Origin of the sequence: Mycoplasmopsis bovirhinis (assembly GCF_900660515.1) — a bacterium.
In the GTDB taxonomy this organism is placed as follows: Bacteria; Bacillota_I; Bacilli_A; order Mycoplasmatales; family Metamycoplasmataceae; genus Mycoplasmopsis; species Mycoplasmopsis bovirhinis.
Map to the genome: position 1 here is coordinate 870,197 of NZ_LR214972.1, position 17,051 is coordinate 887,247.

13 protein-coding genes are annotated in these 17,051 nt (G+C 27.6%); 8 read left to right on the plus strand and 5 right to left on the minus strand.

The window, feature by feature from the left end; all coding sequences use genetic code 4:
• Position 1: 1 nt before the first annotated feature.
• From EXC44_RS03660 to EXC44_RS03695, 8 genes are all read left to right on the plus strand, one after another.
• Positions 2 to 529, plus strand: coding sequence for an MSC_0623 family F1-like ATPase-associated protein (locus EXC44_RS03660; protein ID WP_120161404.1), 528 nt, complete (start codon positions 2 to 4; stop codon positions 527 to 529).
• Entirely contained in the window at positions 529 to 1,422 is an 894-nt protein-coding gene (locus EXC44_RS03665) for an MSC_0622 family F1-like ATPase gamma subunit (protein ID WP_129621870.1), read from the plus strand. The genes EXC44_RS03660 and EXC44_RS03665 overlap by 1 nt, the downstream gene beginning before the upstream one ends.
• Complete coding sequence (locus tag EXC44_RS03670; RefSeq protein ID WP_120161400.1) at positions 1,422 to 1,880, plus strand: MSC_0621 family F1-like ATPase epsilon subunit; 459 nt, start codon at positions 1,422 to 1,424, stop codon at positions 1,878 to 1,880. Before EXC44_RS03665 ends, EXC44_RS03670 begins: the two co-directional genes overlap by 1 nt.
• Entirely contained in the window at positions 1,873 to 4,050 is a 2,178-nt protein-coding gene (locus tag EXC44_RS03675; RefSeq protein ID WP_129621871.1) for an MSC_0620 family F1-like ATPase-associated subunit, read from the plus strand. Before EXC44_RS03670 ends, EXC44_RS03675 begins: the two co-directional genes overlap by 8 nt.
• Before the next feature lie 10 nt (positions 4,051 to 4,060).
• Positions 4,061 to 5,590 (plus strand): MSC_0619 family F1-like ATPase alpha subunit, encoded by a 1,530-nt coding sequence (locus tag EXC44_RS03680; RefSeq protein WP_129621872.1) that lies wholly within the window; start codon positions 4,061 to 4,063, stop codon positions 5,588 to 5,590.
• Positions 5,590 to 6,975 carry an MSC_0618 family F1-like ATPase beta subunit gene (locus EXC44_RS03685; RefSeq protein WP_120161393.1) on the plus strand — a complete coding sequence of 462 codons (1,386 nt, stop codon included), beginning with the start codon at positions 5,590 to 5,592 and terminating at the stop codon, positions 6,973 to 6,975. Before EXC44_RS03680 ends, EXC44_RS03685 begins: the two co-directional genes overlap by 1 nt.
• Before the next feature lie 22 nt (positions 6,976 to 6,997).
• Positions 6,998 to 9,553, plus strand: coding sequence for an Ig-specific serine endopeptidase MIP (mip, locus tag EXC44_RS03690; protein WP_129621873.1), 2,556 nt, complete (start codon positions 6,998 to 7,000; stop codon positions 9,551 to 9,553).
• 76 nt (positions 9,554 to 9,629) lie between these two features.
• Positions 9,630 to 11,771 (plus strand): transglutaminase domain-containing protein, encoded by a 2,142-nt coding sequence (locus EXC44_RS03695; protein ID WP_129621874.1) that lies wholly within the window; start codon positions 9,630 to 9,632, stop codon positions 11,769 to 11,771.
• An 80-nt stretch (positions 11,772 to 11,851) separates the two neighbouring features.
• Here the strand turns inward: EXC44_RS03695 and EXC44_RS03700 are convergent, their stop codons facing one another.
• From EXC44_RS03700 to EXC44_RS03720, 5 genes are all read right to left on the minus strand, one after another.
• Entirely contained in the window at positions 11,852 to 12,052 is a 201-nt protein-coding gene (locus EXC44_RS03700) for a hypothetical protein (protein WP_120161386.1), read from the minus strand.
• Positions 12,045 to 12,914, minus strand: a complete 870-nt coding sequence (locus tag EXC44_RS03705; protein WP_129621875.1) for a DegV family protein — start codon at positions 12,912 to 12,914, stop codon at positions 12,045 to 12,047. Before EXC44_RS03705 ends, EXC44_RS03700 begins: the two co-directional genes overlap by 8 nt.
• 163 nt (positions 12,915 to 13,077) lie before the next feature.
• Entirely contained in the window at positions 13,078 to 14,922 is a 1,845-nt protein-coding gene (locus tag EXC44_RS03710) for an ABC transporter ATP-binding protein (protein ID WP_129621876.1), read from the minus strand.
• A gap of 2 nt (positions 14,923 to 14,924) precedes the next feature.
• Complete coding sequence (locus EXC44_RS03715) at positions 14,925 to 16,712, minus strand: ABC transporter ATP-binding protein (RefSeq protein ID WP_223213758.1); 1,788 nt, start codon at positions 16,710 to 16,712, stop codon at positions 14,925 to 14,927.
• Positions 16,669 to 17,019, minus strand: a complete 351-nt coding sequence (locus tag EXC44_RS03720; RefSeq protein WP_120161667.1) for an ArsR/SmtB family transcription factor — start codon at positions 17,017 to 17,019, stop codon at positions 16,669 to 16,671. The genes EXC44_RS03715 and EXC44_RS03720 overlap by 44 nt, the downstream gene beginning before the upstream one ends.
• Between the last annotated feature and the right edge of the window lie 32 nt (positions 17,020 to 17,051).

Sequence of the window (17,051 nt, forward strand, 5' to 3'; positions counted from 1 at the left end):
TATGAAAAAAATAACATTATTTAAGAAAAAACCAAAAATCAATGAAGAAGGTCTTTTTGATTTATATAAACAATATCGTGATGTTTATGAACAAAATGCTTCTAAGATTTTATCTTTTGAGACCATCATCAGTAAACCACTACTTCTAAATAACTTAGGCTTTAAATCTCCTGAGTTTAAGGCAATTAAACGTAAATTAGAAAAAGCGGTTGAAAGTCGTCATAACATTAAATTTAAAGATTTTACAATTATGTTTAACTTAAATTTAAAATATTCAAAGGTAACAATGGTACCAATGATTGCCAGTGAAAGCATCTTTTCTGATAACCATGTAGTTGATTTTGAATATGATCAAGATGATTATACAATTAATAATTTACTGGCAGCTTTAAATACTGAAATTACTGATTTAATCTCAAGAGGATTTTATTTAGAACTAATTCCAAATACACTTATTTTTCAAGGTCCTGATTCATTAAAACTATTTTTTAACCAAGAAGTTGTTTCTAAAGTAGCAAAAGTAGAATAATGCACATAAAGGAACTAGTCCAAAAAAAGCAGAACCTCGAAAATATTAAAATTAAAGTAAACAATGATAAAAATATTTTGTTAATTAATATTTTAAACTTAACAAAAAAATTATCATTTTACTTAGATAGTGCTTTACTTAACTCAAACTTATTAAAGTTTCTAAAATCAAAATACACTATCTCAAATAACTTTATTACCAATCCGACAACTACATCAAAGAATTTTCTTTTTAGAAAACCAAGAGAATTATATGTTTATATTACTGAAGAACAAAAATATGGAACTGACTCATATACTAGATATGAAAAGGAAATTTTAGCTCGAGTTAAAAAATCTGAAATTGATTTAATTACAATAGGCGAAAGAGCTAAAAATTTTGCTAGCCAAAATAAATTTAATGTTTTATTACATTTTGATAATACCTTATTGAAAGGTTTAACAACTTTATTAACTAAAACAATTAAAATTTTATTTATTGAAAATAATTATTCAAAAGTACATTTTGTGCTTAACTCTAATAAAAACTTCAAAGATCCTTTTACTGTCTTACCTTTAGAAGCTTTTGACGTTGATAAGTTAGTGCATAGTGAGAGCCAAAACTTAAAAAATGATTTTTTACTAATTACTGAAATTTATCCAAATATTGAAAACTTTATTGAATCACAAATTTCAATTTTTCTTGAAAATGCTATTAATTCTTTAATTACTGAATCATCATTTTATGCAGCTAAAAATAACTTAGTTACAATTGATAAAAAAATCAAACAACTTGATGATGAATTACTTTCATTAACTAAACGAGTAAATAGAATTAAACAAGAAAAACAAATTGAAGAAATTACATTCCTAACTAAGAAAAAACTTACTATTTTTGAAGAAGGTAACGAATAATGACATTTAAACAAATTACCATTACTTTCTTAAATAATAAAAAGAAAGAAAACATTTATGATTACGAAGTTTATATCAACACTAATGATGAAGATTCATGAATCAAGTTAGGTGATTCTTCAATTGGGTCTTATCCAAGACTTTTACTAAAATTCGTTAATAAAACTATGCAAAATACTTTTTATGTCTTTTTTGAAAACGTAAGTTTTTTAACTAAAGACAATATTATGAATATCAAAACTTTCTCACAAATGAACTTTTATAAAAAAGCTAAACATAAACTTTCACTAAATGAAGAGATCAATGTTAAAAAAGAACGTGTTTATGAACTGCATTCAAACCAATTTGTGGGTTGATCAATTGAGGAAGTTATTGAACTTGAAAACTTAGAATATGAAATTTTTAAACTATCAATGAGAAAATTATTAAATCTTGAGGAGGTTAATAACCATGAGTAAAAAATACAAAAAGATTTTTAAATTATTAACACTTTCTCCAACTCTTTTCTTACCTTTTACAGCTATTTCTCAATCAACTACTAATCCAGGTGGTGGTAATTCAGCTGGCCAAGGATCAAGCCAACAAGGCAATGGCTCAACACAAACTCCAGCTGAACCTCCAAAAAATGCTGAAGACTTTGATTCTTTTAAAGAAATCTCAGAAACAGCCCTTAAACAAATGGTTACCAGAGCAATTGATAACTTTATTTCTTGAGTTGATGATCAAAAACAAAGAGCTGAAAAACTCGAAGAAGATTACCAAAAGAAACTTAGTAAAATAACCTACTTTAACTTACTTTTAAACTATTTTAAGAAAAATAAAGATAAACTTATTGAAAATCCATCTGCTAATGAGCTAAACGTAATTTTCCCACTAGTAGTAGGAACTAACCGTAACGTTAACATTTCAAAAATTAAGTATAATAACGAAGATTTTAATGGAGTTTGAGCTGGACTTAGTCATCCAACTGACTATATCGCTCCTTTAGGTGAAGGGACAACTTTTGAAGTAACAGAGAAAAATTCAGTTAATTCTTGAAATAAGAAAAAATTAGAAGAATCACTCAAAAAATATTCTGATGATTTACTTTCTAAATTTAATAGCTTAATTTATAATGAAGCTGATATTCCTAAAATTGATAAAGATTACTTTTTAAATCTTGAAGATGATCCATCTCAAAATAGATATAAAATTAATCCACCTAATGGTTATGAAAGTTGAGACCAATATATCATTTCTAAGTTTAAACCAAGAGTTTCAAAGTTTGACTTGGAAAAAAATATAGAATTAACCAAAGAAGAAGAAGAGCAACAAAACCCTCAGCCTCAACCTACACCTCCACAAAATGATAATCCAACTAATGATAAACCATCTGATCCAGTTAATACTAAAGAAGTTTCACAAGGAATACCACCACTTAATCCCGAACTTAAGTGAAATCATAATACTGGTGGAGATTTAGTAGCAAAATTTAACTCAAATCCAGATATCTTTTTCTTTAAAAACCCTGTTAATACAAGGTATCAATACAAAGTAACTGAAGTAAAAAAAGATGGCGGAAAATACATAGCAACTGTTGAATTAAGCGATACAGTTAATACCTCAGCTAAAAGAACTTACCAATCAGAAGTTAAAGTGCATGAAAACAACAAAACAGCTGCTTTAACTGAATTAACATACAAAACAATTTCTAAAGTCTTTGTAGATTTATATAAATCTTTAGGAATTGATGAAAAATTAGACTATCTTAAACTTGAAAGTGAAGTAGTTGCTGATGCATTATTTCAAATTGTTAATAGTGGAGTGCAACTAATTAACACTGAGTCATTTGTTAAAAATTATGGCGGAGTGCAAAATGCATATGCTGATGATGTTAGTTTAAACTTAGTAACTTCACAAGTTCAAAACACCAAAGGTTTTGAAGATAACTTAGTTGAATTAACCTTAGCTGCAACTAAAACATCAACAATCAATAATTATCCATTTTATTTTCAAATAGTAAATGCTTTAAACACTAAAAAAGATCGTTTAAAAGCCAGAATAACCAATAATAATGAAAAAATTACTAAGGAATTAAGTGAAAAAGGAATGGATATTAGCCAAATTAATACTTTCTTTAATAATTTAGAAACCAAGATTTACAAACTTAGAAAATCAGCAGACCTTTCTACTTTTAACGTAATTAAATGATACGAAAGATTTATTGAAAATATTAAAGTTGTTTCAGAAGAATTAATTTTATTACAAAAAGTAATTGGAGAAGTTAAAACTTCAAATACATCTAGTGTTTCAAGAACTTCATCTACAATATCACCTGGAAATACTCTTGCTCAAGAAAAGAACCAAAGTTCTGAGCAGAATTCAAATAACGAAACACAAAAACAAGCATACAATGAAATTCTCAAACGCAATAAAGAAGAAACAACAGCTAACGGTAGCATCATTCGTGGTTTTGGGATTTCATTATTAGCCGTTGGTTTACTTGCTTCGATTGTAAATGCTTTTATTTTAGTTAAAGCTTTTACAATGGAACGGTGAAAACAATACAGAAAATTATCAATTTTATTAGCAACATCATTTGTTGTTGCAATTATTGTAGGAGCGATCCTGCTAATATTAGGATTATAGGAGGAAACAAATGAATAAAAATCCAACAATTACATCTATATTTGATTATATAGTAGAAGTTTCTGGGGAATTCCCGTATAAACAAAGACAGTTTTATCATTTACTTGATAATAACAATGTTAAATTAATGTTAATTAATGCGACAGCAAACAAAGCCTTTTTACTAGCTAACACTAAAGAAGATGAATTAAAAATCGGGGCTGAAATTGTTTTAGAAAATGATGATGCAAGAGTTGATACTCCAAGTGATTTATTTGGAAATGTTATTGATATTTTCGGAAATAAAGTCTTACCTTATCCAGAAATCAATAATTCATACATTCAACCAACTGGTTCAAAAGTTTTTGAATTAGCTCATGACTTAATGTCAGTTAAGACTTTAAACCAACAATTATTCACTGGTATTGTTTCAGTTGACTTACTTATTCCAATCGGAAAAGGGCAACGTGAATTAATTATTGGTGATCGCCAAACTGGTAAAACTCATATTGCTATTAATACTATTATTAACCAAGCTAAAGAAGGAATTAAATCAATTTACGTAGCAATTGGTCAAAAACGTGAAGCAATTTCAAGAATTTACTGCACTTTAACTGAATTTGGAGCAATGCAAAATACGATTATCATTGATGCTCCATCTACTAGTGCCTTTGAGCAATACTTAGCACCATATGTTGGTATGGCTCATGCCGAAAATTTATCATACGATAATGATGTGTTAATTGTTTTTGATGATTTAACAAAACATGCTAACATTATTCGTGAAATTGCTTTATTAACAGACCGCCCTGTTGGAAAAGAAGCTATGCCTGGAGATACCTTCTTCTCACACTCACAACTTTTAGAACGTGCTGGAAGTTTTGAAAACCGCAAAACTATTACAGCCTTGCCAATTTTACAAACAATTGATGGAGATATTACCTCATTAGTTTCATCAAACATCATCTCAATTACTGACGGGCAAATTGTTACAAGTAGTGATTTATTCTCACAAGGAATCTTACCAGCTATTAACATTGATTTATCAGTTTCACGTACTGGTTCAAGTGTGCAAAGTAGAAGTGTGACAAAAGTTGCAGCTGAAGTAGGTAAAGCTTACAGAAAATATAAACGTCACTTAAAACTTTCGATGTTAGATTATGACTTTAATAAAGAAACTACTGAATTATTAAACAAAGGTAAATTAATTGAAAAATTATTTAACCAAAAAGGTTTTGCGATTTATTCTAAAAAAACCGTGTTACTTACTTCAAAATTAATCTCTTGAGGTTTATTTAACGGAATTAAAGATCAAGAAAGAGCCTTGCGATTTATTGACTTATTAATTCAAACTAATGATCAAGCCCAAAATGCTTATAATAAGATTATTAATGATACTGAAATATATGATGATGGCTTAGTAAGAACTTTCTTTGCATCAGCTTTAAAACAATATGCAAAATTCAATAATTACAACTGAGAAATTAGTATTGACCATGATTTTGTGGACTTTGAAGAAAGTTACCTTGAAGAATTAGCTTACAAATTAGGAGATAAATAATGTACGGAAAAATTTTAAATTTATGATCAGATGTATTAGAAATAGAATTTGATCAATATAATTTGCCAAAAGTTAATCACTTATTAACTTTACATAACGGAGCAACCTATTTATTAGTCAAAAGAATTTTAGATAAAACTACCGTTAGAGCCATTATTATTTATAGTTCACAAGAAATCTCAATTAATGATCAAGTAACTAACTTAGGGCATAGTTTTATGGTACCAGTTGGTAAAGATTCTCTAAACAATATTTATTCATTTAGAGGTGAAGCATTATTACCACAAGACTATGCACCTTTAAAAGTTGAAATGAATTCAACTATTAACAATGCTCGTTTCCTTTCGAATAAATTTGAATTTATTGAAACAGGAATTAAAGCAATTGACTTCTTTATGCCAATTATTAAAGGGTATAAATTAGGAATCTTTGGAGGAGCTGGTGTTGGTAAAACTGTATTAATGAAAGAAATGATTTTCAATATTAACAGACAATCATCAAATACTTCAAACATTTTCATTGGATCTGGAGAACGTTCTAGAGAAGCTATTGAACTTTATAATGAGCTTAAATCTTCAAATTTAATGGATAAATCAGTTTTATATGTTTCAAAAATGAATGAATCTCCAGGAGCTCGTATGTCAATTGTACCAATTGGAGTTACGGCTGCTGAATATTTAAGAGATGAAAATAAACAAGACGTACTTTTATTTGTTGATAATATTTACCGTTTCTTACAAGCTGAAAATGAAACTAGTGCAACTTTAGGTAAGCGTCCTTCAGTTGGGGGATACCAATCTACTTTAGAAAGTGACGTGGCAGCTATTGAAGACCGTTTATTTAAAAATGAAAATGGTTCAATTACTTCATTCCAAACTATGTTTTTACCGATGGATGACTTATCTGATCCATCAGCTGTAGCTGTCTTTAACCACCTTGATGGTAGCTTGGTTTTATCACGTGCCCAATCTGCTAAAAATATCTTCCCTGCTTTTGACCCGCTTGCCTCACAATCAAACTCAGTTAGTGCTGAATTATTAGGTAAAAAACACTTTGATGCGATTATTGAAGCAAAACGGATCTTAAAAGCTTACAAAGATTTAGAAGACGTTATTTTAATTTTAGGTTTTGATGAACTTGATGATGAAAGTAAAAACACAGTTAAAAAAGCCTTGCAACTTGAAAACTTTTTTACTCAAAACTTCTTCATGACCGAACATTTTACTAAATCACCAGGAGTTTTTGTGCCACTTAATGATACAGTAGACTCAGTTATTAGAATCTTAGAAGGAAAATATTTAAAACAAAGTCCAGAGATCTTCCAATATGTTGGCTCAAACTTGGATATTCCTACTGATGAAGAATTAGAACATTTTAATGATTAAGAATTATTGCTTAATTTAAATAATGAGAAAAAGAAAAATTTGACAAGGACTTATTGGTGTATCAGCACTTTTAAGTCCTTTGTTCATTATTGCATCATGTAGCACTCCTTCTAATCCTAATAATCCTAGTAATGGAGCAGATAATCCTGCTCCATCAACTAACACTCCTGCTCCCGGAGATTTAAATCCCGGAATAGCAAATGTTACTAAACCAGTAAGTGTGCAAAGTTTAAATAATTTTACCTTAGTACACCTTGATAAATATTCACGTAAAGTTAATTTTTGATTCCATGCACAAAATCAAAATAGTCTTAAGGCTGAGAATTTTTATGTTTTATTAAATAACACAACTAAAGTTAATTTATTAAATGGTTTAGTTTCATATCGTGTTTATAATGGTACTTTTGAAGTACCTAATACAGTAAGTAAAGTTAGTTCAGCTCAAATTTTCTATGAAGATACAAACTTTGCCTTTCACTCATTAGTAACAAACCAAACTGTTAGTTTTGAAACTGATAATTTAGGCGAAGTTGAAATAACACCAACCAAATTTTCAAAAGATAACAAAAAACAAGAAGACATTTTTCCAACTGATCTTAAAATCGAAGATATTGAGCTATCTGTAAGTGGTGGAAATAGTGCTAATTATAATTATCAAATTAAAGAAATTGATTATTTTTTAGATCAAAAAGGAAAAAACATTTCTGACTGGCTTGGAGCTGTTAATTTAATTATTACTTTTACTAATAAAACAAATCCACAAGAAGTATTTACTCGAAGTAAAATAGTTACAGGATTTAAATTTAATCCAATTGATGGTCAAAAAAATGATCAATATAATAAAAATGATGAGCGAAGTCATGAACATTTAAACCATGATTATGTAATGTATAGTAAATTAAACCACCAACAAAGATATGAAATTGATAATGTTTTATATTTAAATGCAATTATGAGTCATTTAGAATTTAAAGGCATTTCACCTTTAGAATACCGCCTTGATTTAAATATTAATGCTAATAAAGAAGCAATATTACAATATGATGCTAAAGCTAAATCTTTAGGTTTAGATACTTATCAATCTTCATATATAAAGGGATTTACCTTACCAAAATATTCAACTAGCGGTGAATTTTTAGGACTAAGCTTACAAGAAGGTGCTGAAATTGAAAAAGGACCAGAGCGTGCTGATTCAATTGGACGTTTCCAATGACGTTATAGCGGCCTAGCTAGAACCTTAGTTAATAATCATTATAAAAATGCTGCTACCCAAACTTATAGTGTTGAATTTACTAATCCTAAAGATGGTTCAACTCAATCTTCAGCTGGGACAATGTGAATTTTAGATTACCAACTTTCAGAAGATGGTAAATATCCAACTAAATGATATTTTGGTACAAACTTACACGTTGCTGATAATTTTACTAAGCAAACTAGAAATATTTCAGTATCAAAACTTAAAAATTCAGCTGATTTAAATAAACAATTCTCATCTATTAATACAGACATTAATTTTGAACGTTTTACATTCAGAAATGGAGTGGCCCAAAGTTTAGTGAAAAAAGTTTATGAAGGTAAAAACTTTTTATCTACTAAGCCAGCAGACTATCTAACTGCTGAACAAAAAGTTAAATATGGTAATTTAGAAGAATTTGTTGATTTTGCTATTTTAGAATTTGATTTTAGTGTTGTAACTTCTGATAATGTTTGGGCTTATGATTATTCAATTAATGCTCAGTCAAATTTAGATTACGAATATGATTCAATAAAAAATAACCCAGAAGAATTTGCTAAATTAATTACTAATGATTATGCTAACAAAACAGAAAAACATATTAAATTCTTAAAAACTTCTTATTTAGCTGATTATAAACAAATTGATCGTGATTTAATTTCAACTAAAGAAACTGCTAAAACATACCAAGGTAACGAATTATATGCTGTAGGTTATCCTCTTTCTTATGAAGATTATTTCTTTTTAAATGAAGATGGCTCAGGAGCCAGAGGTAATGAAAATTGGCTTAACAGAACGGATACATATTCATTATGAACAAATTCAAATCCTGAATTTTATTGACATAAAGATGAATATAACGAAGATTATAAAAATTTAGGCAATTATTTATCTAGTTCAATTGGTTACAGAACTTTTACTAATAAGCCAGGAATTGCAGATGCATTTTTAACTGCAACTCATACTGGTAGTGATTTTTATGTTTCTGGAAACGATAAATTAATTGGTTTTGGTTTAAATTATTTGCCAAAACAATATGTTCCTTACGGTGGAGCTAGTGGTTCATCATTTCGGAACCAATATAATGAACTTGTTGGAGTTTTCCATTCTGGTAACTCAGCTGCAAGAACTGGTCTTTTAGCAGCTTTCCGTAGTGAAGGATTTAATTATCAAGGATTATTTGGAGATTATAACTTACCACAATATGATCTAATTTACGGTGGGGGAAAAGACCAAATTAATTCATACCGAGAATCTTTAGCAAAACTTTATCCTACTGCTAAAACTAATTTATTCCCAAGTGGATTAAATACAGTGCCAGAAGATTTTAAATTTAAAAATTAAAATTTTAAATTATCTTATATAATATAAATATAAGTTAAGTTTTTACTTAATTTATAGATATTAATAAGGAGAAAAAATGCCCAAACATTGAAGAAAATTAATTATTTTTAGCTCTTTGCCATTAATTTTTAGTGCAGCTAGCTGCGCAAGTTCTGCCTCTGAACAACCATCACCTAAGCCTAATCCAAGTTTAGATCAAACTCCAAGTGATCCTAATGCTTCTGAATCAGGAACTAAGACACCAGTTCCAAATGATCCAGGTAAGAACTCAAGTGTTGAAAAACCACAAGATCCAGTTAATACCAATTCAGGTAATCAAAATTCTGAACTAAAAGACAAAAACAACTTAAATAATCAAGATCAAAAAAATGATGAAAATAAAGAAACAGCTCAAGATCTTAACAAAACTCAAGAAACAAAAGATCAAAGTTCACAAATTGAACCCAATAAACCTGTAAAAGATGATTCAAAAATTTCAACAGAAGATCCAAATAAAACTAATGGAAATAAAGAACAAACCCAAGACACTAATAAAAAAGAAACTGATAAACCAAAAACTGATCCAGTAGTAACTCAAGAAAATTATCAAGCTAAATATTCTCAATTAAAAACAGAAGTTGAAACTTTCTTAAAAGATGTATTAAAATCAGAACTAAAATATGAATATTACCGCGATTCTCTTAATCAAGTAATAAATGATACTGATTATTCACTAGCAGTTAAAAACTTTAAGAATTTAAATGATTTATACCAAAAACAATTTAGTACTTTAACTACTAAATTTAATGAAGCTAAAACTAAATATAAATCTGCTCCTGAAGTAACTTATACTCAAAGTGACCTTGAACAAAAAGAAGGTAAAGGAAAGAAAGAAGATTTACTTAGTTTAAATTATTCTAATGCTGCTAAGGAAAATGCGAAAATAAACGAAGATTCAATGAAATATTTGGAATTCTTAAGTTCTGGTCAAATTAAAAATTACTATGATGATAATAATCCTTCTTTAATTCAACAACTTGGGAGAGATGGTATTGCTAAAAACAGGCAAATAATCAAAGAAAAAGTTGATTCTATAATTAAAGGTAAAGATAAAAAAATGGACCAAGTAAAGGCTGTTTTTGAATGAATTAGTTCTAACTTAAAATATGCTCAACATGCGGATCAAACTGTAGCTATTGACCCAGTTAAAGCTATGAATGATTTAATTGTGGTTTGCGGTGGATTTAGTAATTTGTATAAAGCTATGCTTGATGCTATTAATGTAAAAAGCGCAGTAGTTATAGGGTGATCTCGCTTTGGATATCATCAATGAAATATTGTTTATGATGAAGATAAAAAACAATATTTCCACTCTGATGCAACTTGAGGCAAAGGTTATTATGCTAAAACTAATGATGAATTTGCAAAGGATCACCGTAGTTTTGAGATTTTAAATGCTCCTTATGAAAAAGATGGACTTGAATATAAATATTACCGCGGCTTTGCTGTTTCATCTAATAAAAATGATAAAACTAAAGAAACAAAACATGTTGATACTATTAATGGTGTTAACGTGACTAGTATTTCACAAGAAGTCTTAAAATCTTCTGAACGTTTATATATTGGTGAATTTATTGAAAAAATTGATTATGCAGGTGGAACTGGCATAGTTAAGTCATTTGAAGTACATCCAAATAACAAACATTTTAGTGTTCAAGATGGAATTTTATATAATAAAGATAAAACTAAATTGTTAGTTATCCCAAAATCAATAACAGTAAAGGAATTTACATTACCAAATACAGTTAGAGAAATAGAGGATTGAAAACAATCTTTTGATAATCCAAATATTGAAAAAATATATGTTGAACCAGGAAATTATTGATTTGCTAGTTATGGTGGAATTTTATATACTAATAATTTTGAAAGATTAGTATTTGTGCCAAATAATGCTGGTCCAATTGTTACTGTGCATCCAAATGCTACATTTAAAGAACATACTTTTGCACAACTTAAAAATATTAAAGAGCTTATTGTACCTGAAGGAGTAAAAGCCCTACCACAATGGTTTGTAAATGGAGTTAATTTAACTAAAATTCACTTGCCTGCTTCATTAACTGATTTAAAAGAAGATTCACTTTGGTTAGTACCAAATAATTTAATTGTTAAAATAGCTGATAAAATGAATCAATCAGTTCTTAATGTTTTAAATAAAAAAGGTTATAAACTCGAAAAATAAAAATAAATAATAGCATGCTTTAAAAGCATGCTATTTTAAATTAAATAATTAAAAACTTAAGTTATATGTTAAACTTAGGTTTAACTATTATTTTTGTACAAGAAAAAGTAAAGTAATGCAACAGCCATCAAAATAATAAAAATCGAAAAGACTGTGAAATAAAATCTTAAACGAATTTTAAAATTATTAAAACGTTTTGGGTCAGTTAAAACAGTATTTTCTTCCAAAATTTCTGCTACTTGCTTTTCTAGGTCTTGGTTATTTTTAACTTCGTTATTCATGGTCTATTTTTAACTCAGGCATAACACCCAAAGCAATTGCTTCTGCTCCAGTATGCACTGCAATTACAGATGGAGTTAAGAAGATCGATTTTGGATTAATCTTAAAATATTTGTTATTATGAACAATATCAATAAGTTCTTGTTTAATTCCATGAATAAAAGTAATTACAAATTTTGAATCTTTGAATTTAGTTGATTGTTCATCACAAAATTCAACAATATGTTCAATAGTTTTTTGAATTGCTTTTGAAAGATTTCTTTTTAAACTTGATAATTTAACACTACCATCTTCTTCGTAGCTTAAAATTGGAAGCATTGGAATTTTAGTTAAAACAAACTTTTTAAAACTTGATAACCTTCCGCCTTTAATCATGTGATCAACATTCTCTGGCACAATATAAGTAATTGCTGATTCGTTGATTCATGCTAATTCTTCATACAATTGATTAATAGTATAGTTTTTAGTTTCATATAAATGTTTTAAATAATTTGCAGTTTGGGTAATTTGATCACCAATTAAATGATTTTCCATTACATGAATATTACCAAGTTCACTTCCTACGCTTCTAACGGTATTAGCTGTTGCTGATAATTTTGATGAAATACCTAAGAAAATTACGGCATCATTTTCTTTTGAAGCTTGTGTTAGAACTTGCTCAATTGTTTCAAGTTTTGGTAGTGAAGTTAATGTTTTTTGAGCTTTAGCAATTTTTTCTAATAACTTCTTGCGATCATCAATTCCATCAAGGTAAGTTACCCCATCAATTTCAACTTGTAAAGGTAAGAAATAATATCCTAAATTATCAGCTTGTTCTTTAGTTAAGCAAGAAAAAGCATCTAATATAATTCCTAATTTTTTCATGAAAGTATTTTAACATAATATAAAGATATTTAGTGAAATTTAAATAAATATTTTAACTTTTTAAATAAGCAAAATTTTTTAATTTAACTAGCAAAAAATGTTTGAAAATCAAACTATAAAAAACAAAAGGTATTGACAAATTTTTTGTTGATATCTTAGCTACTTATAAATTAGAACTTTGAATCATTTCTTTGTATTTACCATTTAATGATATTAACTCATTATGAGTACCTTGTTCAAGAATTTTACCTTGATCTATAACAATAATTAAATCTGAGTTAATAATTGTACTTAAACGGTGAGCTATTGAAATAGTCGTTGTTTTTTTAGCTAAATCATCCATTGATTTTTGAATTTCTAATTCAGTCAATGAATCAACATTTGAGGTCGCTTCATCTAAAATAATAATTTGTGGTTTTTTATAATTAACCCTTGCAATTGAAATTAATTGTTTTTGACCTTGCGAAAGACCTAGGCCATAACTAGTTAAATATGAATTAGTTCCATGTGGTAATTTAGCAACATGTCTTGTTAAATTAGAATTATCAATTGCTTTAGTTAATAAGTTACGATCTAATGGTAAATTAGTTCCATAAGCAATGTTATTTGTCAAAGTATCAGAAAAAATTTGGATATCTTGCAAGACAAAGCCAAATAAATTTCTAAGGCAAGATTTTTTAATTTCTTTGATATTAATTTGATCAATAAAAATATTTCCGGAGCTGACTTCGTAAAAACGACCCAATAAATTAACAATTGTTGTTTTACCAGCTCCAGTTTTCCCAACTAATGCAACTTTTTGTCCGGGCATTACTTTAAAGGTAATATTTTCTAAAGCAGGAATTTCTTTATAAGCAAAAGATACATTTTCAAATTCTATTAAACCTTGATAAGGTTTAATAGTTTTAACTTCTTGGTTAATTCAATAATATTGGTTATTTACTTTAGTTAAACTAATCATTCCTTGGTCAATTTCATCCTGGTAATCTAAAATCGCAAAGATGCGCCTTGAGCCTTCTAAGGATTTTAAAATGTCATTAGCTCTCATCATAATTGTTGAGACAGGGCTTGCAAAAGATTTAGAAAATTGTGTAAAAGAAACTAAGGTTCCAATTGTTAAACCTAAGCCTGCTGAATCACCATTTATAAATAATATTGATCCAAACACAGCAATAGTACCGTAGCAAATTAAACCAATATTAAATGACACAGGAAAGAGCATTCCAGAAAGTTTATAAGACTTACAGTTGACTTTTTTATACTCACGGTTTAATTTAAGGTATTTATCAATAATTTGATTTGAATTATTAAAAATTTTAGTCGTAGTAAAACTGCTTAAAGACTCTTCTACAAACGATGTAACAATAGCGTTGTTTTTGCGTTCACTAGCAAAAGCTTTTTTAGAACGTTTCATAATACAATATGAAGCAATGATAATCAAGGCCAAAAATCCAAGCATAATGAAGCTTAATTGCCAATTTAAACTAAACATTATGATAATTGAAACACTCAAAGTTAAAATTGAATTCAAGATATTTGGGATAACATCTCTAAAAAAACCTTTTAATGTTTCAATATCTGAATTAAAAGCAACGATAATTGAACCTTTCATTTCCTTATTTAAATAGTCCATTGGTAATTTTTGGATTTTATAATATAAATCATCTTGAATTTTCTTAGTTGTTCTAAAAGTAATTAAACTTAAAATTCAGTTTCCAACAAATTTAAAAATAACTGAAATTAAGAATCAAAGTGATGAAAGGACTATTACTAAAGCAAAGAAATCCCAATTAAATGAAGCAGTAGAATTAGTTTTAGTTACATTGATATAATCTTGTAAGATTAAATCAACAATAACTTTACCAATAAAAACTTGGTTATAAAGCATCCCTCCAGATGCTACTAAGAATAAAGAGACTCCTAAAAGAAGCAAGAATTTATTACTTTGTCAAAATAAGAAGAAAATTCGTTTAATTGGAGCTTTCTTAATTTTAATATTATTAGGCATAATTAAAAACTCTCCAAGATTGAATTTTGGTATTTATAAATTTTATGATAAAGTTCACTTGTTTTCAATAAATCTTGGTGCTTCCCAATACTTGCTATTTTGCCGCTCTCTAAAACGATAATTTTATTGCAATCTTTAATTGAGTTAATTTTTTGTGAAATGATGATTTTAATACTATGATTAATTTGTCTTAAAGTATCTTTAACTTGCTGCTCAGTTTTAAAATCTAAAGCACTTGTAGCATCGTCTAAAATTAGTAAATTTGGATCTTTTATTAAAGCTCTTGCAATTGCTAATCTTTGTCTTTGCCCTCCTGAAAAATTAGACCCTTTTTGATTTACTTTTGTTTCTAATTGATCAGGGCTATTATATATAAAATCGTAAATTTGTGCTTTTTGTAATACTTGGTAAATTTCTTGATCATTTGCATCATGTTTAACTAATTTAAAGTTTGAACGAATTGTGCCAGAAAATAAGATATTTTCTTGGAAAACAATTGAAATTTTTTGGCGCAATGTATCTAGATCATATTGTTTAATATTAATATCGTTAATTAAAATTTCCCCTTCAGTGACATCATAAAATCTAGCTAAGAGATTTACTAGGGTACTTTTACCTTCACCAGTTTGTCCAATAATACCTAAAGAAGTATTTTTATCAATTACAAAGTTTAAATTTGATAAAGTATTTTGTGGATTTTTATCATATTTAAAACTAACATTTTTAAATTCGATTTTTTGAATTTCAAAGTCTTTAATTGCATTAGGAATATTAGTAATTTTAACTTCATGATTTAATATTTCTTTTAAACGTTTTGAACTTGGAATTGCAATAAAAATATTATAGCTAATATGTAAAATTCCTAAAAATGAAGCTGTGATCATTCAAATATAAGTTCCAAATAAAACAATGTGTCCGACATCAATTTTATCTTCTAAAAATAAGTTTACTCCAATTGTAGCTAAAAGGATTAAGGAGATATAAATAACACTCATAAATGCAGATTCACCAAGTGAATTAGCTAAAACTATTTTTAAATTTGATTTAGTTAATTTAGCAGTATGTTTTTTGATTTTTTGATATTCATATTCTTCTGTAACATTAGCTTTAATTGTTTTTATTGAATGTAAATTTTCTTGTAATTTTTGGTTAAATTCATCATTGTATCGAAAAAGTTTTTTTACAGTCTTGCGCACCACAAAAATTATTCCAAACATTACAAAACAAATTGGAATTGAGATTAAAAAAACGTATGATAATTGCCTTGATTCATTTAATGAAAAATATAAGGCACTTGAGAACATAAAGACTGAACGAACAATTGAAGTGACACTTAAAGACAAAGTACGTTCCATTGACCCAACATCATTATTTAAACGGTTCAATACAGTTCCAACTGAATAATGGTTTAAATCCTGGGGTGAGAAATTTTGGATTTGCTCAAATAATTTATTTTTAATGTTAATTGAAAATTCTGTTGAAATTTTAGAAATTAAGAAAATTTGAACAAAGACTGAAATTACTAAGGTTAAAAGAATAAATAAAAATAAATATCCAGCATTATGGTAAATTGCTTGTTGCCTAGTTAAATTACTTTCTCACTTATCTAACGAAATTACATTAATAATATTTTGTACGTACCTTGGTGTCATAACTTCTAAAAAGATTTGTCCGCCAATAAAGATAATTGTTAATAAAATTAAGAACCTTAATCCCTTAGTAAAATGCCATATTTTGATCTTTGGTTTAGTATTCATGTTGGTGTCCATCTCTAATGCACTCACATTCATAAATTCTTTCTTTATCAATTAAGTATATAGCTTTTAAAAGTGGTTTATATTTCTTTAAAAATTCACTAGTTAAATAATAATATGAATAAAGTCCTTGCTTATTAGCATCAATAATATTTGCTTTCTTTAAATCATTTAAATGTTTTGAAATATTTGCTTGTTTAGCATTTAAAGCATTAACAATCATCATAACATCACATTCAGTTTCATGACAAGTAAATAAATGCATGATAATATTTTTCTTAATTTTTTTAGACAGGAAGTTTAGTAGATCTTCTAAACCTAAAGTGTTATAATCATTAGCCATGCTAATTATTTTTAAGAAAAATTTTCTGGTAA